Source organism: Chryseobacterium sp. SIMBA_029, from assembly GCF_046535275.1.
In the GTDB taxonomy this organism is placed as follows: Bacteria; Bacteroidota; Bacteroidia; order Flavobacteriales; family Weeksellaceae; genus Chryseobacterium.
In genome coordinates this window covers 12,683-33,103 of the sequence record NZ_JAWRXA010000018.1, presented here as the reverse complement: position 1 = coordinate 33,103, position 20,421 = coordinate 12,683, and the positions used below count along the sequence as shown (strand labels likewise).

Annotated in this window: 18 protein-coding genes; 13 read left to right on the top strand and 5 right to left on the bottom strand. The window is 35.0% G+C overall.

The window, feature by feature from the left end; genetic code table 11:
* Positions 1–413: 413 nt before the first annotated feature.
* The 9 genes from SB679_RS22600 to SB679_RS22560 all read left to right on the top strand — a co-directional run bounded on the left by SB679_RS22600 (position 414) and on the right by SB679_RS22560 (position 9,479).
* Positions 414–1,340, top strand: coding sequence for a hypothetical protein (locus SB679_RS22600; RefSeq protein WP_410704552.1), 927 nt, complete (start codon positions 414–416; stop codon positions 1,338–1,340).
* A gap of 707 nt (positions 1,341–2,047) precedes the next feature.
* Positions 2,048–3,031 (top strand): hypothetical protein, encoded by a 984-nt coding sequence (locus tag SB679_RS22595; RefSeq protein WP_410704551.1) that lies wholly within the window; start codon positions 2,048–2,050, stop codon positions 3,029–3,031.
* 123 nt (positions 3,032–3,154) lie between these two features.
* On the top strand, positions 3,155–4,390 hold the full coding sequence (locus tag SB679_RS22590) for a hypothetical protein (protein ID WP_410704550.1): 1,236 nt from the start codon (positions 3,155–3,157) through the stop codon (positions 4,388–4,390).
* Between the two features lie 61 nt (positions 4,391–4,451).
* Positions 4,452–4,889 (top strand): hypothetical protein, encoded by a 438-nt coding sequence (locus SB679_RS22585; RefSeq protein ID WP_410704549.1) that lies wholly within the window; start codon positions 4,452–4,454, stop codon positions 4,887–4,889.
* Positions 4,890–4,938: 49 nt separating this feature from the next.
* A complete protein-coding gene (locus SB679_RS22580; protein ID WP_410704548.1) occupies positions 4,939–5,319 on the top strand; it encodes a hypothetical protein in 381 nt (126 codons plus the stop codon).
* A gap of 84 nt (positions 5,320–5,403) precedes the next feature.
* Complete coding sequence (locus SB679_RS22575) at positions 5,404–6,093, top strand: alpha/beta hydrolase (protein ID WP_410704547.1); 690 nt, start codon at positions 5,404–5,406, stop codon at positions 6,091–6,093.
* Between the two features lie 385 nt (positions 6,094–6,478).
* On the top strand, positions 6,479–6,910 hold the full coding sequence (locus SB679_RS22570) for a transposase (RefSeq protein ID WP_410704546.1): 432 nt from the start codon (positions 6,479–6,481) through the stop codon (positions 6,908–6,910).
* Positions 6,886–7,233, top strand: coding sequence for a helix-turn-helix domain-containing protein (locus SB679_RS22565; RefSeq protein ID WP_410704545.1), 348 nt, complete (start codon positions 6,886–6,888; stop codon positions 7,231–7,233). The genes SB679_RS22570 and SB679_RS22565 overlap by 25 nt, the downstream gene beginning before the upstream one ends.
* Positions 7,234–8,225: 992 nt before the next feature.
* Positions 8,226–9,479 (top strand): hypothetical protein, encoded by a 1,254-nt coding sequence (locus SB679_RS22560; protein WP_410704544.1) that lies wholly within the window; start codon positions 8,226–8,228, stop codon positions 9,477–9,479.
* A gap of 894 nt (positions 9,480–10,373) precedes the next feature.
* Here SB679_RS22560 and SB679_RS22555 read toward each other — a convergent pair.
* A complete protein-coding gene (locus SB679_RS22555; protein ID WP_410704543.1) occupies positions 10,374–11,219 on the bottom strand; it encodes a hypothetical protein in 846 nt (281 codons plus the stop codon).
* A gap of 902 nt (positions 11,220–12,121) precedes the next feature.
* Here SB679_RS22555 and SB679_RS22550 point away from each other — a divergent pair.
* On the top strand, positions 12,122–12,319 hold the full coding sequence (locus tag SB679_RS22550; protein WP_410704542.1) for a hypothetical protein: 198 nt from the start codon (positions 12,122–12,124) through the stop codon (positions 12,317–12,319).
* Between the two features lie 665 nt (positions 12,320–12,984).
* Here the strand turns inward: SB679_RS22550 and SB679_RS22545 are convergent.
* Genes SB679_RS22545 through SB679_RS22535 form a run of 3 tightly spaced genes read right to left on the bottom strand, consistent with a single transcriptional unit; the run spans position 12,985 to position 14,805 of the window.
* Complete coding sequence (locus tag SB679_RS22545) at positions 12,985–13,620, bottom strand: conjugal transfer protein TraD (protein ID WP_410704541.1); 636 nt, start codon at positions 13,618–13,620, stop codon at positions 12,985–12,987.
* A gap of 3 nt (positions 13,621–13,623) precedes the next feature.
* Positions 13,624–14,025 carry a DUF3408 domain-containing protein gene (locus tag SB679_RS22540; RefSeq protein ID WP_410704540.1) on the bottom strand — a complete coding sequence of 134 codons (402 nt, stop codon included), beginning with the start codon at positions 14,023–14,025 and terminating at the stop codon, positions 13,624–13,626.
* 12 nt (positions 14,026–14,037) lie between these two features.
* The gene (locus SB679_RS22535; RefSeq protein ID WP_410704539.1) at positions 14,038–14,805 is read right to left on the bottom strand and encodes a ParA family protein; all 768 of its coding nucleotides are present in this window, start codon (positions 14,803–14,805) and stop codon (positions 14,038–14,040) included.
* Between the two features lie 661 nt (positions 14,806–15,466).
* On the opposite strand from SB679_RS22535, the gene mobA reads away from it, so the two are divergent.
* Both mobA and mobB read left to right on the top strand, forming a co-directional pair.
* Entirely contained in the window at positions 15,467–15,898 is a 432-nt protein-coding gene (gene mobA / locus SB679_RS22530) for a conjugal transfer protein MobA (protein ID WP_410704538.1), read from the top strand.
* Between the two features lie 7 nt (positions 15,899–15,905).
* Positions 15,906–17,189: a conjugal transfer protein MobB gene (mobB, locus tag SB679_RS22525; RefSeq protein ID WP_410704537.1), complete on the top strand. Its 1,284-nt coding sequence runs from the start codon at positions 15,906–15,908 to the stop codon at positions 17,187–17,189.
* Between the two features lie 32 nt (positions 17,190–17,221).
* On the opposite strand, the gene SB679_RS22520 is transcribed toward mobB, so the two are convergent.
* Complete coding sequence (locus SB679_RS22520; RefSeq protein ID WP_410704536.1) at positions 17,222–18,229, bottom strand: PDDEXK nuclease domain-containing protein; 1,008 nt, start codon at positions 18,227–18,229, stop codon at positions 17,222–17,224.
* A 169-nt stretch (positions 18,230–18,398) separates the two neighbouring features.
* Between SB679_RS22520 and mobC the strand changes: the two genes are divergently transcribed.
* A complete protein-coding gene (gene mobC, locus SB679_RS22515; RefSeq protein ID WP_410704567.1) occupies positions 18,399–20,399 on the top strand; it encodes a conjugal transfer protein MobC in 2,001 nt (666 codons plus the stop codon).
* Positions 20,400–20,421 lie beyond the last annotated feature (22 nt).

Genomic DNA, 20,421 nt, shown 5'->3' with positions numbered 1-20,421 from the left:
CAGCTTTGGTTTTTATTTGTAATCGTAATTTTATTATGCTGATAATGTGTGCGTTGTGTGATACTGTACTTGTGCTGTATCTGGTTTTTGCATTTGTAGATAGTGTCCTGTATAAATTTGTTTCCAGAAAACAAGCACAAATAAAAAATGTCTTACGTAGCCATAAATTCTGCATCTGTCAGAAAATCAAAAATTGTCCATTTGCATTCTAAAGTATAATCTATCTGTTCCAAAGAAGTATCAACAATACCACATATCTTAACCCTTATCCACAAACGACGGAATCTGATATCAAAAATGATCTCAAAGAAAATACCCAACAGGCAATAGGATAATTGATACAGTTGGCGCACAAATAAAAAAAGTTCTTAGTAATTATTGAAAAACATAAATTTTATAATAAAAAAACAATTATGATGAAAAATAATTTAATTATCTTATCTGCAATTCTATGCTCAAGTTTTGCTTTTACACAAGTTGGTATTAATACTGCAAATCCACAAGGAGTTTTTAATGTTGATGGAGGAAAAGATAATTCCTTAACAGGTATACCTACTTCTATACAACAAGCAAATGATTTTGTCATCACTTCGGAAGGAAGCGTTGGAATAGGCATTACTAAACCCAGTTCTGAAGCAGCTCTTGATATTACTTCGAGTAACAAAGGTATTCTAATTCCTCGTTTAACAACAAATCAAATTAATGCAATAAGTACTCCCTCAAATGGACTCCAACTCATAAATACAGATACAGGATGTCTTCAGATTTATAGTACAATATCTAATAAATGGAATAATTTGTGTCCACAATCAAACACTTTTATCCCAAAATTTATTGCATATAGAACTACTGATATTACATCAATGACGAATAATGTCAGGTATAATATTATTTTTAATAGTTTGTTGTTCAATGAATTAAATACGTCGGGTGGCAGTTATAACGCCAGTAATGGAGGTTTTACTTTATCTCCGGGACTATATGAAATATCTTATGGATTGATTGGTATTTCAAATGATGCCGGTTATCAAAATAATCCAGCAAATGCTGATATTTTTATTGCTGCATTTGAAAATGTAAGCGGAAATGTTGCTGGTTCAGAAATATATGGAACCTCAATGGAGCCAAACAAAGGAACAACAAATTCAAATACAAGAAATTCAACTTTATTCAAAACTTTTTATTTTAGAAATACCATAACTCAGACCTTTTTTTTAAAGGCAAAATTTTTTAATGGAACAGGAGGGATAATATCTTCAGATAAAATTTTTAGTGGAACAGCTTCTTATAACCAACCACATCTGGATAATTTTATAAGTATCAAAAAGCTTATTGAATAAGATATTGACTTAAATATATATATGAAGAGTAAGGTTTAAATTTTTTTGTTTGAGCCTTTGTTCAAAAAATAAGGATACTGCAATTCTATTTAAATAAAGAAAGCATATTGAAAAAACTCAATCTTTAATCGACTATTTTCTTAAATCTCTTATAGGTATAATTAAGCCTGTTTTTTAATTGTATTTCACAATTCAGCTTTGGGTTTTTATTTGTAATCGTAATTTTATGATACTGATAATGTGTGCGTTGTGTTGGTGTTGTACTTTTGCTGTATCTGGTTTTTGCAATTATAAATAGTATCTAGTATAAATTTGTTTCCGAAAAAACAAAACACAAAGATGTACTATTCATGCAAATATTTTCTTGTCAATATACAGGTGACTTTTCACATGCATCCTCTCGGTTTATTTTTTATTTTAATACAATTAACACAAGAGCAAAACAGGGATATATGTATTTCTGGAGATGCTATTTTATTTGATCAAAATTCTGCAATTACAGAAAATCAAAAGTTTTTAAAGAAAATATTCATGAAGCAAGCATATGTTTCCAAAATTGAGATAAAAGTATATTCAATGTTTGCGTTCCTCTCCTCCTGGAGTAGTTTAATAAGCAAAAGAACTATTTAGGATTCAGTTATGAATAAAAAAATATGATCCTGCATTCTGTATTATCATTCTTAACAATTTACATAAAAATACAAACAATGAAAAACACATTATTAATTATTTCGGCCATTGCATTTTCCAGCTGGGTTTCAGGACAGGTTGGTATTAATACTCAGGCACCAAAAGCAACACTTGATGTCACTGCAAGTCCGACAGATGCCACAAAAAGTGACGGCTTTATAGCACCTCGCCTTACAGGAAACGAATTAAAAGCAAAAGATGCACTGTATCTTGCGGCGCAGACAGGAGCTATAGTATATGTTACACAGGCTGCAAGTCCTATTACCACTAAAACGGCTAAAGTAACCGGTACTGGTTATTATTATTTTGACGGAAGCGTCTGGCAAAATTTTATAGGACCTAATATCTATAATTCAGATGGTACTTTGCTGACGAACAGATTTGTAAATATGGCCAATAATGTACTGACATTTTACAATGGCTCCAATTCAATAGGAATCAATAATAACGGAAATCAAAGCATTATTGTTAATAATGGTTCTATGCGTGGGGCATCCCGGGTATCAGGCGGAAATGCATCATTTTTCGATATGTTTGTTGATAATGGCTCTGTTGCACAGTTGGTTACGTCAGGTACGACAACAGGGCTAGTTGTTGGTACTAATACTGCAACACCTGTCAGTTTTGTTGCTAATGGAGGAGTAAGAGCAACTATTTTGTCAACGGGAGAAATTGGTGTAGGAACAGCAAATCCAAACAGTACATTACAGGTAAACGGTTCTTTTTCAGCAAATTTAAGAACCTTAGCAAGCGGTACTGTAGCCAATAACGATTATACAGTTATGGTTACAGGAAATATCTCTTTACCAGTTGCAAATGCTACTAATATCGGTCGTATCTATAATCTTATTAACGGAAACACTAACAGCAATATCCTATCAGGAACTTTTATGACGAATGGAGCAACTATTTCAAATTATACCCTCAACAATAGTGATTCGGGAAGAGGTATTGTTGTACAAAGTACTGGTGCTGCATGGTTAATCACTAGTAAATACTAATTCATGGTAATACCGACCGTTGAGCATTAAAATATAAAAGCCTTCAGCTGAAATGTAATTCAATGTTCCAATTAGCTGACGAGGTTTTAATCATAAAATACAATAATCTTAAATACATAACAAATGAAAAACAGGCTTATCCTTTCCACTGCTTTATTACTAATAGGATTTAGTGATATTTATTCGCAAGTTGGGGTTAATACTGCAATGCCCAAAGCGACATTTGACGTTGTAGGGAGTCCTACAGATGCTACAAAAACTGATGGATTTATTGCCCCCCGTCTTACTGGCAACGAACTAAAAGTAAAAGACGCATTGTATCTTACTCCCCAGACTGGAACTGTAGTTTACATTACTCAAGCCGCAAGTCCCACTACTATTAAAACGGCTAAAGTAACCGATGCCGGGTATTATTATTTTGACGGAAGTATCTGGCAGGATTTTACGGGACCTAATATCTATAACTCCGATGGTACTTTGCAGGCAAACAGAACGGTAACCATGGGAACAAATACACTGCAGTTTAAAAATGGTTCAAATTCCATTGGATTAAATAACAATGGTACTCAGAGTACTTTATCTGCGTCAGGTTCGTCAACGGGATATATCCGGGCACAGGGTGGTGGTGCTACATTAGATATGTTTGTGACTGATTCGAATGCGGCACAGATCATGTCCGGAGGTACAGCAACAAAATTATTCGTAGGAACTCATAATGCAGAACCTATTAATTTTGTTACAAATGGGAGTATAAAATCAACTATTTTGGCCACGGGTGAAATGGGTTTAGGCACCTCAGCAACCACACCTACCGAAAAATTGGATGTAACCTCAGGTAATCTTAGAGTAAGAGATATTAATACCAATAGCAGTACAAATAATGCTGATAGAGTAGTAGTAGCTGATGCCAATGGTGTGCTGAAAACGACAGTTCTGTTTATACCTTCTACGGCTCTATTAGGTTTTAGAACTACGACTTCAGGAAATATAAGTGCCGATACTTTCAGAACAATTAGTATGGATACTAACCCATTATTATCAGGGATGACTTACAATAGTTCCACTGGTCAGTATACCGTAACCGCAGCTGGATATTATCAGATTACTGCTGCCGTTTCCGCAGATATATCAATGAACAGGCCCACAACTGGTGGGACCGCGCAGTTCGCACTTAGAGTCAACGGAACAGTGGTAAATAAAGTAAATGATGGATACGCAAATGGATCTATTATAACAACACAAAATATGAGTTATATGGTATACCTCGATGTCAATGATGTTCTTGATTTACGATACGCCTATACCAGAGTTTCTAAAATCACTGGTGGACAAATATCTGCCATTAGGATGAGCAATTAATAACTACGAGTTTATTCTATTTAATCATAAACTAATTTTTTTAACTATTAATAATTTAAAAATGAAAAAGATACTTATTATTTTCCTGGCATTGATGTTTTCATGTAAAACCAGTACTAATACAGCAGGGTCAGTGCCCTTTAAGATTGCAGATAATTATTTTGTCAAAAATACCCAAACGGTAAATTTACCTGTCGAAAAGGTAATTACATCCAAACAAGAATTTGATAAAATTTTTGGAACAGCAGCCCACATGGGGGAAAGCGGAATACCAACAGCAATTGATTTTTCCAAAGATCAGGTAATCGCCGTTATGCTTCCTGTAACCGGGATTTCTACAGAAATCGTTCCTGTAAAGTTGGTGAAAACCCATCCTGCAGAGGCCGAATTCCATTATAAAATTAAATCTGGAGAAAAATTGAGTTATACTATTAAACCCAGTGTATTGCTAATTGTTGATAAAGAATACAAAATGATACGCTTCAATAAACAAGAGTAACCCATTTTATCGACATGCACAACAGGCTATTAGTTAGAAAAATGATAAGATGAAAAATAAGCTCATCAAGTATAAAGCAATTTGGCTCGTAATATGGGCACTGTTTCTTTCAAACAATTTATTTGCACAATGTGAAAATAAATATAACAGTTTATCTATCATACAATATGTACATCAAAGAAAATTGCTGTTGTTGCCGGAAGGGTACACATTAGAAGAAACAGTAAAATATCCATCTATGTCACCAAAAGCAATTTTCGATAAAAATAAATGCAAATGGCTGATCACCTCAAAAAACTATAGAGGAATGATGCAAAACAATAATGCATATACCGTTGAAACAATATTCACAATTGGTGTTTCATCAAGTGATGGAAAAATAGCTAGTAAAAAAATAAGGCGGAAAAAATACCGCAACTACGAAAAGTAAAGTATCACTTTAGCGCTAGTAATTGAGAAAATCTATAGAATGCATATTTCAGATAATTTTTAGAATAATAAAAAAATAAGCACGATGACTACAAAAGATTTGACGATAATTTTGGTTCACGGAGCTTGGGGAGATGGCTCACATTGGCAACATATAATTCCTGCATTGGTAAAAGAAGGCTATAAAGTACGTAGCGTTCAAAACCCTTTGACCTCGTTACAGGACGATATCAACAAAACCAAGGACTTAATTGATGCTCAAGATAGCAAAGTGTTGTTGGTAGGGCATTCCTACGGAGGAGACGTAATTTCAGGAGCCGGAAACCACGACAAAATAGTGGGTTTGGTATATATCGCAGCATTTGCACCCGACGCAGGCGATAGCTTAGGTGGATTGTTAGGACGTAGAGCTTCATCGGGCGGAGCAAGTATTGCCCCAGATTCTAAAGGTTTTCTGTGGATTAAATATGATGAATTTCATAAATCATTCTGCCAGGATCTAGACGAAGAAAGTGCGTTGATAATGGCTTTGTCTCAAAGACCTATACACGGACAATGTTTTGGTGATGTAGCAGGAGAACCCGCGTGGAAAAGAAAACCAAGTTGGTATCAGGTTTCTGATCACGACAATATGATACCACCCGAAACAGAAAAAGAAATGGCTGAAAGAATGGTTCCAGAAAAGATTATTCATTTAGATGCAGGTCATGCTTCATTGGCATCAAAACCAAAAGAAATAATAACATTTATTTTAGAGGCTGCAGCAATATTTTAAAATCGATTTACTAAAACTGATACCACAAACTGTTCCGGAAAAAGGAAAATGTGATCAAACTGAAAAATAAATATAGAACTGAGTATAAATAAATTAAAACAATATTTTGATAGAGGAAGTGGGATTGGAAACGTTACTAATGTTATCATAATAAAATTATAAATCTAATGAATATGGAAGATTAGCTTCTTATGCAGCTTGCTTATAACAGGGATGATACTTTCTATTAAACTTCTTTAAAAGGAGCAAAAGATGATCCCGTTTGACATATAATAATGCAAAGGAGCAGTGTAATATGTTGGTGTAGTAAAGTAAAACTAATTTTTTCATTTGGGTATCATTGCTTATATCTAAAATAGATTGATATCCTTTTTAAATAATGCTTATGAATTTCAATTTTAAAGAAATACACATTGGGGAAATAATCCGGTTTCGGATTAAGGAACTGAATATTGAACAAGAAAGAATTCTCAATTTTCTTAAGTGCGATCAGGAGTTTCTTTTAAATGTTTTGTCTTCAGGAGAGATATCAACAGCCACCTTACTAAGGTTATCTAAACTGCTCGAATATGATTTTTTCAGATTGTATTCACATCATTTGATCCTATTTTCGCCTCCTTCTTCCAGTAAAAAGGATAGATCGAAAAACAAGAATTCTGAACTCCCTCAGTTCCGAAAAAATATTTATACAAAGGATATGATTGATTTTATTCTGGAGCTGATAGAAAATGGAGAGAAAACTAAATTGCAAATTATAGAACAGTATAAAATCCCAAAAACTACTTTATACAAATGGATAGAGAAATACAAAAAGTAAATAGAAAACCGGATTATCACAAAATTTATTCTGATATCATTCAATTAAGACATCCGGAAAAAGAAATGTATTGCCAAAATATCCTCTCTAAGAAGAATATTTCTGATTTAGATGTGATTAAACTGAATGATATCATTTTTCCCAAGCAAAATAAAAAAAGTGATATTTTTAACCAGCAGCACCGGGCTTATAATGAGCTGGCAATTTTACAGATGTTACGCTATCAAAAGAAGAATAATTTAAATAATACCCAATTGGCCGTTTATTTTAAACTCAGTAGAAATACAGTAGTCAAATGGAAAAAAATATATAAAATCCTTTAAAAACGCTTAGAAAAGCTAAAATGTAGATGGACTAAAACCACTAGTATCTCATCTGTAAAATTTTATTGTATCTATTAAACCTTTCCCGATTACCAAAGATTGGGAAAGTTTTTTTTTACAATATTTGTTACCCTATAATGAAAAATCCGGAAAACAAATGTGGCTGTTTCCGGATGAATTTAAATATATAGATTTTGTGTTTTTAGAGTGCTATCAATTTGCTAAATACGTTAGTAAGATTCAATACATATTTGTGTTTCGCTTTTCTGGAACAAAGTTATATCAGATACACTTATAAAAATGAGAAACTACTACATCATAGATACAGCACGATTTTAACGGTCATGTTTTCAGTATGGTAAAGATCTTTTTATAAATATAGAATTACAAAATCTAAAAAAATAGGTGTATTAATAGTAAAGAAATATTAATTTTACAAGAGATTAAAAAAATGATAGAGATCTACATCTGATGCAAGGTTGAGTTTTTTTGTTAATCTGTTTTTTTTATTTGTACGGATCGATGTTGCATAACAGTAAACTTATTTGTACCCTATACTGATAATCCGAAAAATAAGTGTGGCTGTTTCCGGATGAATTTAAATGGGTAGATTTTGTGTTTTTAGAATACGATCTATACCTTAAATAAGTTTAGGGTAAGATTTCCACTGTAGAGTTAAGTTCAAAATACAAGTAAGGTTTATTAACGCTCTCAATATATAAACATATACGTCACAGGCAAAGCATTTTATTAGGTCTTTTCAGGTAATAAAATATAAATCTTTCTAAAGCCTGGACCGACAGGATTTCACATTTTGAATCTTAACAACACCTATTTCTCAGTACTTTCTTCTGTATAAAACCTTTTATTTATTTACGTTATGTGGTATCATATAGTATTTTTACTAATTATTATGATAAAATAATGTTTTTTTTATGTAATAATTAATAAAAATATTACATTTACTGTGGAAACAATTAAACCATAATCACATGAAAAATGCAATTTTTACCTTCCTGATTCTTGTTCCCGTATTGTCGGCAGCACAAGTAGGCATTAATACTGTTATTCCTAGTGCAACCTTGGACATAACTGCCAAAAACATAACTGGTACAGATTCAGCAGTAGATGGACTTCTTATTCCCAGAGTAGACAGGGAAAGAGCTCAAAGTATGTCCGGAATTCCGGTTTCAACACTGATTTATGTAAATAATATTGCCACAGGCTCCCTAACAGGTACAGCTTTGAATATAGATGCTGTTGGTTATTATTATTTCAATGGCACTGTATGGACAAAATTGAATCTTCCCGTTAATATTTATAATTCAAATGGCACGCTCTCCGGAAATAGAGTGGTTACTACCGGTGGCAATTTGCTCTCCTTTACAAATGGAGCAAATACGATCAATATAGGAACGACTGGTACTGAAAGTATTGTAAGGGCAATTGGTTCTTCAAGAGGAACAATCCGGACACAGGGAGGTTCTGCCATAATAGATCTATTTGTGGATAATGCCAATTCTGCACAATTGGCTACATCCGGCAACGCCACCAGCTTAAATTTAAGTACACAGGCTGCAGCACCTGTCAATTTTATTACTAATACTGCGCAGCGGGCTACTATTAGCGCAACGGGTAATTTCGGGATTAACACAACCGGACCTACCCACAAACTTCATGTAGTGCCTTCGGCGGGTGATGACCCGGTAAAAGTTGAAGGATTAAAGACGGCTTCCGGAGCTGAAAACAATGTCGTTGTAGATATATCCACCGGAATATTGAAGTATTCACCTACCGTTGCACAACCACTTTTTCATGCTAAGCTGGCAGCCAATCAAACTAGTCTTACCGGAACCAATACAATATTGCTGGGAACACCGGAGGCTACATCTTCCTTATACAGCTATAACACGGCTACCGGGGTGATGACATTCAACAATGCCGGAAATTATCTGGTACAGATGCAGATGAGCTTCAGAAATGTATCAGCAAATGAGCAGGTCATTATTGGTATACGGGATGTGAGTGGTGATTTTATAGGAAGAGGATCTACCAGGATAGCGACAACTATTCCAGTTTCAGCAACCGTGGGGCAAATCCATAATTATAACACCGTTATAAGTGTTACAGCTGGCCAGCAGATTACCTTTGCAGCCAACGGTATTAATACTTATGCACTCTTGAGAGATGAAATAGGGACTATTGGTACCGGGAACGTAAGTAATATAACGGTTATTAAATTATAAACCTCATGAAGATAGACCCAGCAATTTTTTAGAACTTTATTGTAGTTTTACAAGTTAAATCTTATATCATTTGAATAGACTCATGAATAGCATCACTACTTTTTCTAAAATTATTATTTGTGATTGTAAAAAGCAGAAATAATTAACAAAAAGAATTTGTCTCACAACTAAATGATGTGGCTTGACAATCTTCTCTAGAATAAAGGAAGCAGGGTAAAAATAGGAAAAAGGCCGTCTTCACTAGTTGTGGGACGGCCTCTTTGGTTAATAAAGATTGGTTATTTTTTCATAGTTTTCATAGTTTTTATCCTGCCATCATTCATTTTTAAGGTAATAAAATAAATTCGTTCTTTTAAATCGCCCAGATTGAGGGTTTTCAATGGTTTTAACCAGTCTTCCTGAAGTATCTGCAACACTTACTGATTTTATTTCGGATACATCGGAAATCGTAAGAAGATCACTGGATGATACACTTATTTTTAGTGTTTTCCGCTACTTGAATTACAGGATGGAAGAGTACCCCAGCAGTGGCTCATATATTGGTGGCAATAATAGCTCCTGAAAAGTTGTCATTTTGGGCGTTTGCCAACATTGCTATCAGTAATGCCGGATAAAACAATTGTTTCTTTTCATAATTTTTTTGGTGAAAAATCAATCTTACGGATTATTAGAATTGCTTTTATCAAAACCTATTTTTTAATATATAAGAAAACACGATTGTAATTTTCTTATTTTAATTGTTTCAAAGATACCTGAGGGGATAGGTCCAGTTTCTGAAGAACCTGAGACAAATATTATAGCGTTATGCTCGATGTACAAAATAGCTTGAGAGAATATTGGCAGCTAGAATAACGCTCGTTAGAACGTATTACATGATTAAAGTTGAATTTGAATTTAATTAGGGAAATAAGTGATTACCATATTGTTGGTAAAGGTTCTATCATAGTTTATTGCTTCTACATCTAATGAATATTGTCCCGCAGATGTTCCCGGAGTAATGTACCTCGTAAGAGGAATTATTTTCTGTCCTGTTGTCATAGATACTAATCCATTAAATAATATTGACACAGGAGAAGTACCATTTGTATTAAAAGTATCTTCTGTTAAAGATGAGAAAGTAGCATTACTAGCACTTGTTAAACTTCCGGTATAAGGTTTAGATAGTCCTAATCTCAGGTCTATAGAGTTATTCTGATATGCTTTTAATAATATATTTATCTGTATCTGATACAATCCTGTTTTAGGAGCGGTAAATTCTCCAGTCGAAGGGTTGTAAGCATCGTAGGAATCAATAATCTCATTATTAAAGAAATATTTTCTTATATTTGAGCCAAGGTCACCTCCTAAAAAAGAAGTATTATTTCCTGATGCAGCAACATTTGCAACTACTGCTATTTTTGGTATTCCTAACGTTTCCAAGTCTGTTACTATAACAAATTTTTGCCAAACTGTTCCGTCAAAATAATAATAGCTTGGAGAAGTTATGTTCATCACTTGTCCTGTTAAAGAAGAGGCGCCAGCTGATGCATACACTATTGCTCCTGTTTGTGCTGTAGTATAAGTTTTAGTTGCCAATTGATCACCTGTAAGCCTAGGAGCAATTATTCCATCTAATTTATTGGCATCAGTGGGTGCACCTGTTACATCAAATGTTGCTTTAGGATTGGTAGTGTTAACACCCACCTGGGAGAATGTTGAAGAACTTGCAATTAACATTGAAACTAGGATAAATTTTTTCATAATGTTTTGGGCTTAAATTTTAGAATAGTTATTTATACTCTTCTTAATGTATTCATTTGGGAGATGGAACTTGGATTTTTTATTTTTTACATAAAATAGATTTTGATCGGCAAGCTGTTCCGTTGGTATATAATTGTTTCTGAACATTTATCTTCACCTGAGAATTATATAAGCAGATACCCTCTTAAATAATAATTTTCTAATTTTTGATTAATTGTATATGAATACACTGCAATTTTAGAACAAAAAATACATAAGACAAAAAACTAACATACAGCACACATACATCATAGTTTTAACTAATTGATATAGTGTGTTTTAATAATTAATGCGCGTCCAACACACGTATCCCGTGATTGTCTAGCATAAATGATACAACAGTTTTTAATAATTTCATTCGATTGTAAGGTAATAAAATAAATTCCTTCTTTTAAATCGCCCAGATAGAGGGTTTTCAATGGTTTTAACCAGTCTTCCTGAAGTATCCGCAACACTCACTGATTTTACTTCGGATACATGAGAAATTGTCAGAAGATCACAGAACGGATTTGGAGAGGCACTGATCTTTTTTGTGTTCAGTCACTTCATGGGTAGAAAGTGGTGTACTGTTATATGCGGAAATCCGGAATTCTCCACTCTCTATCTCATAATCATATTTTGATACACTTACGTAAAGGGTTACTCCCGGAGTTTGTCCCGTTACCCATTACCTATAAAGACTCATGAATATAAATACCAAACTTAGAAATAATGGAAGATAAGTTGAAGGGAACACGGATGAAAACCAGAGATAATAACCGTTTTATTTGTATTAAAAGAACAAATTTATTTCAATGAAAAAAATGATACCAGTTATCGTTATTTGGATGTACCGGCAGGGGGCCGTGATTGTATGGCGATAAGTGTTCTGCAGAATCCTGAAAGACCTTATCCTGTACCATTCGGAAGGTCTATCGAATATAACCTATGTGAGTGCCAATTTAAATTCTCTTAATCAACTTAAAGAAGTTTGCAAAGGAGCTGATGCTTTGTTTCTTTTAACGGCAACTGCTCCCCATCAGGTGGAGTATGAAATTAATATTATTGACGCAGCCAGGTAAAGTGGTAAAAGGCAGATCGTTAAGTTATAGGCTCCCATAGTTAAGTTGCCTGCATAGGTAGAGGTAAGCCAATGGTATGGTAAAATAGATGACTATCTTTCGCAAAATATGGATGAATTTTGTTGCCTGAGGCCACATTCTTTTATGCAAAACTGGGAACGAAATACTTTTAACGTTCAGTATTTTGGGGAAATTTACGGAGCATTGGGTAATGCCCGGAGAAATTATATCGATTGTCGTGATGTAGCTAATATAGTCGTCAATTATTTACTGATACCCAAAGAAATAAAAGAAAAATAGGTGGTTCGTGCCGGCCGCAAGCCATTAGCCATGTAGAAATGGTAGCAAAACTATCTCATGTGATCGGGCGTAGCATTGAATATGTAAATATAACATCAGAAGAATTGTTTGATCAGTTAGTCAAGAAAGCAAAATTACCCATATTGTGGAACTTGATGAGCTGACCATCAAAATTCCTGAACCGGATCGGGATACTATTACACATTTAATTTCAAGAAAATCACGTATTATAGAAGAATATTTACAGGAAAACAGACATTTGTTTTAACGAAAACCACTATGGAGGTCTTTGTTTTGGCTGTTTTCATGTTAATACAATACTGTTATTGCTTAAAAATTTGTGGTTATAGGTTAAAAATAAGGTGTTATAAATACTCCTTAATGTCAAAATCGTTCAAATCATTTTTCTTAACATGAGAAGAGTCGGTTTCTGCTCGATGAGAAAGGCTCCCGTCAAGTAACTCAGCTATTTGACGGGAAGCACTTTCCATAGAATTTTCCAGTAGATTGAATAATTCGGTTCCATGTATTTTCTGAACAATGGCTGCCGCTGTTTCCTTTTGAGATGACTCCAAATGATCTCTTTGCAGCATCGTCTCCACGGAGCTTAGTTCTTCAAAGGTAACCCCTTGGGCAAAACCGTTATCCTTACCGGATATTCTGTATTTTTTCCATTCTTCTTCCTCCTCATCATAATTAGGGCTAGTCATTAAAATCGGGCCCTGTTCTTTATGAGCAAGCTGAACTCTGAGATTTTCATGAATGTCATATTCTATGTCTAAATTATCAGGATTTATTTCCAGTTCCTGAATTTGGCGCTCTGAGGAAGTACCTTGCTTATAATATCGTCCTTTAGTTGTGGGTTCTCCTATAATGACAGGGAATTCCATATTGTTTTTGCTTGATCTTTGAATTTTAGCTGGTCTTGTGTTGTCTGTGATCTTATCCTGCAAGAGCAATATTATAATGATCAGCAGGCAAGTAATGATAAGTATTTCCATTGCTTATAAAATTGGTTTGAAACGCTGATTGAAATAATGGGTAATATCATCCCCAAACTCTCTGAAATGATATTCCAGAATATTGTCTATATAAGAATAGAGGGTTGTTTTTTCATCTCTTGTTAACTGAACAAGCCTAAGCAGCCTTTCGTGGTATTCGGGACGTATGTAGACTACTTTGCCGTTACGCCCCGATGGAAATCTGTTAGTTAGAAATGTTTCCTGGTAACCTGCTTTTTTTGATGAATTGCTTCTGATCTTTTCTTTAGGTTTATTTTCTTGGGGAGGATCTTGGTATTTGATCTCAGAGGGGGGCAGAATTTCTTCTCCGCTAATAATATTCATCAAATATTCCTCATCTACGTGGGGTTTATCAAAATCGCTGTTTTTGTTATCCTTAGCCATGGTAAGATATTTTTAAAGATGAACGATGCTTAAAAATTCCTCGACGAACAAGTCCATTCTCGTTGCTTTCATAAGATGAGTTTCAGCAGGTAGCAAACTTGATCGGAATACATAATTACCACTGTCATCGGACTCTTTTCTAAAGCGCTTACTGTCCATGATTCTTGTTTTCATAATAGGCAGTTGAAGCTCATGAATGACATGTTCATAGCCATTATACAGACCTGTTTTTTCTCTTCCATCGACCTGATTCCAAAACAACCATAGCGCCTGATTGTGATGGTCTCCACTGCTTTGCGGAAGTCCGAGAAAAGCCTTGGTGAATCCTAATGTACTTTCTACCACAAGACGGTCAGCAGTGATAGGCGAAAAGATAAAGTCCATCGCCTTTAATGTAGTCAGAACACCTTTTGTATTAGCTGTTCCGGGCAGATCAAAAAATACAACCTCAGGGATAACTGTGGATTGTTGTATGTATTCTAACGCTTGGTCCAATGCATTTTCAGATTTGCATTTGATAATAGGGTAGGCTTTCTTATTGATAGATTGGAACTGCTTCATGGCTGACTTCTTGTGATAGTCATTTTCCATGATGGTCTTCTTATCCCGTTCCCGCATATTGCTTATACTGTGCTGAGGGAAATCACAATCCATAATGACCACATTGAACCCTAAACGGTAATGAAGAATACTGGCAAGCAAGGTGGTCATAGTCGATTTTCCGACACCTCCTTTTTGAGTAGAGAAGCTGATTTTTAAAGTTTTCTTTATTGTTTCCATTATTTAAAAATTTATAGTTGTCTTGTTATGTTGTAGTGCAGTAGAGGTCTATGTTTTTACATTGTTCTTCCTTTATGTATTTCTGCGAGTATTTTTGGGGTTTTGCTTTCAAATAGATATGCTTTTCTGCCTGCCCAGCTAATTCTATTCTTTAGAAATTAGCAGGTCTTACAAGATGTAAAATGCTTTACTGCTTTTATACTTTTATAACTGTATGCTTTTATAATAAACTTCCAGTATGCATTTCCTTTTTATTTTCTTACGTGAATACCCTTTTTATATCCCGTATTACAACTTTAGGGTAAAGAAAGAGATTGATGGATAAGAGGAATGATCTCTGGTAGATCTTGACATTGAGTGGCAGTATTTGATCCTGTTTTCGATAGCAATAGTTTGTTATATAGAACTTTACTTTGTAAATGAGTTGTTGTTTTGGAGGTGTACAAATGTTGTGTGAGAAAGAAAGAGGAAAAGATACACTGAGGTGAAAAGCTTACTGCTTTTCCTTATTATATCGAATGCATCGAGTGAGAGGGATTATAGTGTTCACCAGAACACGGCAAGTTGTGTTTTGAGTGCCTCAAAACAACTTGCCCGGCTGGGAGCTTGAAAACCACACTCCGAAGTCGAGGTTTTATTGAATAATTAAAAATTGATACTAATGGATGCAAAAAAAAATAATTACAGAAAGAAAGGAGGGAGGAAGCCTAAAACCAATCCAAGTATTCACCGTCATGTATTTAGATTGACTCAGGAGGAAAATGATAAGTTAATGTCGCTTTTTGAATCATCAGGAATGGTCAACAAAGCCAAATTTATTATCTCTTTATTATTTGCCAGGGAGATAAGAACCGTTATAATTGATAAAGGAACTGTAGATTTTTACATGAGGTTAACCTCTTTTTACAGTCAGTTTCGTGCAATTGGAGTGAATTATAACCAGTTGGTTAAGTTGTTATACACTCATTTTTCGGAGAAGAACGCCGCTGTATTTCTGTATAAATTGGAAAAGCAAACTGCTGAAATGGCCGTGTTATGTCAGAAGATTATTAAGATAACAGAGGAATTTGATAGGAATCATTTGAAAAAATAAGAAGAAAATGATTGCAAAAATTGGAAGAGGAAGTAATTTATATGGAGCATTGGCATATAATCATGTGAAAGTTGAACAGGAAAATGGAAAAATTTTATTGACCAATAAAATCATTGAAACGTCTGATGGGAAGTATACCGTTTCAAAATTGGCTGAATCTTTTGATCCCTATTTGGCTGCTAATAGAAATACTGAAAAGCATACGCTGCATATTTCGCTTAACCCTGATCCAAAAGATGAGGTTAGTGATGAGTGTTTTGTACAGATGGCAGAAGATTATATGCGGGAAATGGGCTATGGAGAACAGCCTTATATAGTATTTAAACATATGGATATCAGTCGCACCCATATTCATATTGTATCAGTCTGCATAGACGAAGATGGAAAAAAAATATCGGATCAGTTTGAAAGAAAAAAGTCTATGAAAATATGCAGGGAGCTTGAACAAAAATATGGACTTCAGTCTACAGTCGGGAATAAGGATCAGAAAAAGGGAATGATTTTTAATCCGATTTATTATCAGGCCGGGAATGTTAAAAGCCAGATTGCTTCTGTAATAAGGCATCTTCCCAAATATTATAGGTTCCGAACATTAGGCGAATACAATGCGCTGCTTTCACTTTTTAATATAAGTGCTGAAAAAGTTGAGGGTGAACTTCATGGAAAAATGCAGGGCGGTTTATTATATTTTCCGTTGAATACAAATGGAGAACGAGTAGGACATCCTTTTAAAGCATCATTATTTGGTAAAAGTAGCGGGCTTCCAGCTTTGGAATCACACTTTATTAGGTGTCGGGAAACTTTAAAAAACAATGAATTAAAAGTGCATATCAAAGCTGCCATTGTCGGTACGATGCAATCTTCAGATAATGAAAAAGATTTTAAAAATAAGTTAATAAAGCAGGGAATCAATACAGTAATTCGCAGAAATGACTCAGGACTTATGTATGGGATCACCTTTGTTGATCATCAATCCAAAACAGTATGGAACGGCTCAAGCTTGGGAAAAGAATTTTCTTCCAACTCATTTAATGAACGATGGGGAAATAATATAAGACCAGAGAAAGAAATTCCTGTTGATGAAAAGCGAAGAGTTACAGATGCATATGACTTAGAGCATTTTTCTTTGGAAAAACAACATCATATCTTTGATAATAGGGAAATCTCTGATCAATCTGAAGCAGGTGTAATTGATGCATTAGGCGGACTCTTCTCTTTTACAAATGGAGAAGTTGATTCCGAACAGGATTTTGCTCATCGGATGAAAAAGAGAAAGAAACGGAAACGCTGAGGCAGCTTCATGGGTCTTGCTCAAATCATTTTTTAGCTTTCTGTATTCAGGATGGCTTTTACCTTGTTTTGTAATTCTTTTTTATCAGGTAAGTAGAGCTGATATTTGGAAACAAAGATTTTGTTGGAAATACCTCCTGTTGCATATTCTACCAGCACTTCGTCTTTTTCAGCAGAGAGTATAATACCGATGGGCTCATGGTCATCTTCCACGTTTTCTTCTGATTTGAAGTAATTCAGATAAAGATTCATTTGCCCGATATCATAATGTTCAACCTGCTTTATTTTTAAATCGATCAGTACAAAACATTTTAAAATACGATGGTAGAAAACAAGATCGATATAAAAGTGTCTGTTACGGAGCGATATTTTATATTGTCGTCCCACGAAAGCAAAGCCTTTCCCTAATTCAAGGAGGAACAATTGAAGATTATCAATGATTTTCTGTTCCAGAGCTTTTTCCGTCACCCGGTGGCTTTGAGGTAGCTGAAGAAAGTCGAGGACATAGGGATCTTTTATAGCTTCTGTTGAGTCGGTGATGATATGACCCTTTTCGGCAAGTTGTAAGACTCCTTTTTTATCTTTACTCAGTGCCAGACGTTCAAATAGGGAAGAGTTAATCTGTCGCTCAAGTTCCCGGTAACCCCAGTTCTCCAGTACGGTTTGTTTTTCGTAGAACTTTCTGGCAGTGTCATCTGAAACCCCTAGTAAAGTGACGATATGGGTCCAGCTTAATTGGGCAGGCACTGCCTGCCATTTTTGATAGGCAAGATAAAACCTTCGCATATCCAGGATATTCCGCCTGCCAAATCCTTTGCCGTAACGTTGTTTTAAGTCTTTAGAAAGTGTTGATAATAAGTTGCTTCCATATTCTGCGCGTTCCTGTCCATGCTGCTCATATTCCACAATATGCCTGCCAATTTCCCAATTTGCTTTTACCAGCTCAGTATTAACAGCTTTGATAGCATTTTGCCGGGCTGTTTCAATAGTTGACCCGATAGTATCCAGAAGTTCAATGTATTTTGCTTGTATAGGTATCATATACTTTTCTTAAACAAACAAATTTAAACATTCTCAGCCAAGCATTACGCATCATCAAAAGCAAAATGTCCTATTGATATAATGCCAAATACGGCCATTACCTGCCAGTTTATAAAGATGATTTTTGGAGGGATTTATATTCGACTTCTTAACAGTAAATATTACAGAAATGCAGGGAGAAGACGACGTAAGAGGTTTAGCGAAGATCATAGCATTAATGAGGGCGGTAAGTATACTGATTATCTTGATGCACCTATACTGGTATTGTTATGGTTTTTTCCTGGATAGAGGGTGGACACTGGAGATCATCAATAAAATTCTGCATAATTTTCATAGAACAGCCTATCTATTTTCTCATCCCATTTATACCAAAGTATTTGCATTGATCCTATTAGCTTTAAGTTGTCTGGGAACAAAAGGGGTGAAAAATGAGAAGATCACGTGGGTTAAAATTAATCTAGCTCTACTCTTCGGGTTTATATTGTACTTCTTAAATACACCATTACTGTTGTTAACTCCTATAATTGGGGATTTCTTTTATATTCTGACGTTGATTTCGGGCTATATGGTATTATTGATGGCTGGACTATGGATGCATCGGTTGCTGACTCACAACATGATGGATGACGTTTTTAACCATGAGAATGAAAGTTTCATGCAGGAAACCAGACTGATGGAAAATGAATATTCGGTCAATCTACCCACCAAGTTTTATTATAAAGGAAAATGGAATAATGGCTGGATCAATATTGTCAATCCTTTCAGGGCAACCATCGTATTAGGAACGCCCGGATCGGGGAAATCCTATGCCATCATCAATAATTATATCAAGCAGCAGATTGAAAAGGGCTTTTCAATGTACATCTACGATTTTAAGTTTGATGACCTTGCCACCATTGCCTATAATCATTTGCTGAAGCACCAGCATCAATATAAAGTAAAACCAAAATTTTACATCATCAATTTTGATGATCCCAGAAAAAGTCACCGTTGTAATCCTCTAAACCCGGATTTTATGACGGATATTTCAGATGCCTATGAAGCAGCATATACCATTATGCTGAATCTGAACCGAAGCTGGATACAAAAGCAGGGAGATTTCTTTGTAGAATCACCCATTATTCTGCTGGCAGCAATCATCTGGTTTTTGAAAATATATGATAACGGAAAATACTGTACATTTCCCCATGCTATTGAGCTTCTCAATAAAAAATATTCGGATGTATTTACCATTCTGACTTCTTATCCGGATTTGGAAAATTATCTTTCCTCTTTCATGGACGCATGGCAGGGTGGAGCACAGGACCAATTGCAGGGTCAGATTGCATCGGCAAAAATACCTTTGTCGAGAATGATCTCTCCAAGTTTGTATTGGGTGATGACCGGTGATGATTTTTCACTGGATATCAACAATCCTAATGAGCCTAAAATATTATGCGTAGGAAATAATCCGGACCGCCAGAATATTTACTCTGCTGCGCTTGGGTTGTATAATTCGCGTATTGTTAAGCTGATTAATAAAAAAGGACAACTGAAGAGCTCGGTTATTATCGACGAGCTCCCAACCATTTACTTTAGAGGATTGGATAATCTCATAGCCACCGCAAGAAGTAATAAGGTAGCTGTTTGTCTGGGATTTCAGGATTTTTCACAACTAACAAGGGATTATGGCGATAAGGAAAGCAAGGTAATACAAAATACCGTAGGGAATATTTTCAGTGGCCAGGTAGTGGGAGAGACGGCTAAAAGCCTGTCTGAGCGTTTCGGTAAGATCTTACAGAAACGTCAAAGTATGACCATTAATAAAAATGATACATCAACATCCATCTCCACTCAGTTAGACAGTTTAATACCGCCTTCTAAAATTTCTACCCTTACACAGGGGATTTTTGTGGGGGCTGTATCGGATAATTTTGATGAGAGAATTGAACAGAAAATTTTTCATGCTGAAATTGTAGTGGATAATGATAAGGTGGTTTCTGAAACTAAAGATTATCAGAAGATACCGGAGATTTTGTCATTTGTAAATGACCATGGTGAGGATACCATGAAACAGGTAATTGAGGCTCATTACAGAGAGATAAAGCAGGATGTTGTTCAGATCATTGAAAAGGAATTGGAACGCATTAAAAACGACCCCGATTTACAGCATCTAGTACAGCAGGAATAATGGTGAAATAAAAAATGAGACG

What these genes read in the sequence shown, in the direction of transcription:
- SB679_RS22545 (WP_410704541.1), bottom strand. Translation starts at nt 13,620, where the DNA reads ATGGAAATACTTATCATTACTTGCCTGCTGATCATTATAATATTGCTC.
- mobA (WP_410704538.1), top strand. Translation starts at nt 15,467, where the DNA reads ATGGATGCAAAAAAAAATAATTACAGAAAGAAAGGAGGGAGGAAGCCT.
- SB679_RS22590 (WP_410704550.1), top strand. Translation starts at nt 3,155, where the DNA reads ATGAAAAACAGGCTTATCCTTTCCACTGCTTTATTACTAATAGGATTT.
- SB679_RS22520 (WP_410704536.1), bottom strand. Translation starts at nt 18,229, where the DNA reads ATGATACCTATACAAGCAAAATACATTGAACTTCTGGATACTATCGGG.
- mobC (WP_410704567.1), top strand. Translation starts at nt 18,399, where the DNA reads ATGCAGGGAGAAGACGACGTAAGAGGTTTAGCGAAGATCATAGCATTA.
- mobB (WP_410704537.1), top strand. Translation starts at nt 15,906, where the DNA reads ATGATTGCAAAAATTGGAAGAGGAAGTAATTTATATGGAGCATTGGCA.
- SB679_RS22560 (WP_410704544.1), top strand. Translation starts at nt 8,226, where the DNA reads ATGAAAAATGCAATTTTTACCTTCCTGATTCTTGTTCCCGTATTGTCG.
- SB679_RS22585 (WP_410704549.1), top strand. Translation starts at nt 4,452, where the DNA reads ATGAAAAAGATACTTATTATTTTCCTGGCATTGATGTTTTCATGTAAA.
- SB679_RS22565 (WP_410704545.1), top strand. Translation starts at nt 6,886, where the DNA reads ATGGATAGAGAAATACAAAAAGTAAATAGAAAACCGGATTATCACAAA.
- SB679_RS22535 (WP_410704539.1), bottom strand. Translation starts at nt 14,805, where the DNA reads ATGGAAACAATAAAGAAAACTTTAAAAATCAGCTTCTCTACTCAAAAA.
- SB679_RS22570 (WP_410704546.1), top strand. Translation starts at nt 6,479, where the DNA reads ATGAATTTCAATTTTAAAGAAATACACATTGGGGAAATAATCCGGTTT.
- SB679_RS22580 (WP_410704548.1), top strand. Translation starts at nt 4,939, where the DNA reads ATGAAAAATAAGCTCATCAAGTATAAAGCAATTTGGCTCGTAATATGG.
- SB679_RS22555 (WP_410704543.1), bottom strand. Translation starts at nt 11,219, where the DNA reads ATGAAAAAATTTATCCTAGTTTCAATGTTAATTGCAAGTTCTTCAACA.
- SB679_RS22600 (WP_410704552.1), top strand. Translation starts at nt 414, where the DNA reads ATGATGAAAAATAATTTAATTATCTTATCTGCAATTCTATGCTCAAGT.
- SB679_RS22575 (WP_410704547.1), top strand. Translation starts at nt 5,404, where the DNA reads ATGACTACAAAAGATTTGACGATAATTTTGGTTCACGGAGCTTGGGGA.
- SB679_RS22540 (WP_410704540.1), bottom strand. Translation starts at nt 14,025, where the DNA reads ATGGCTAAGGATAACAAAAACAGCGATTTTGATAAACCCCACGTAGAT.
- SB679_RS22595 (WP_410704551.1), top strand. Translation starts at nt 2,048, where the DNA reads ATGAAAAACACATTATTAATTATTTCGGCCATTGCATTTTCCAGCTGG.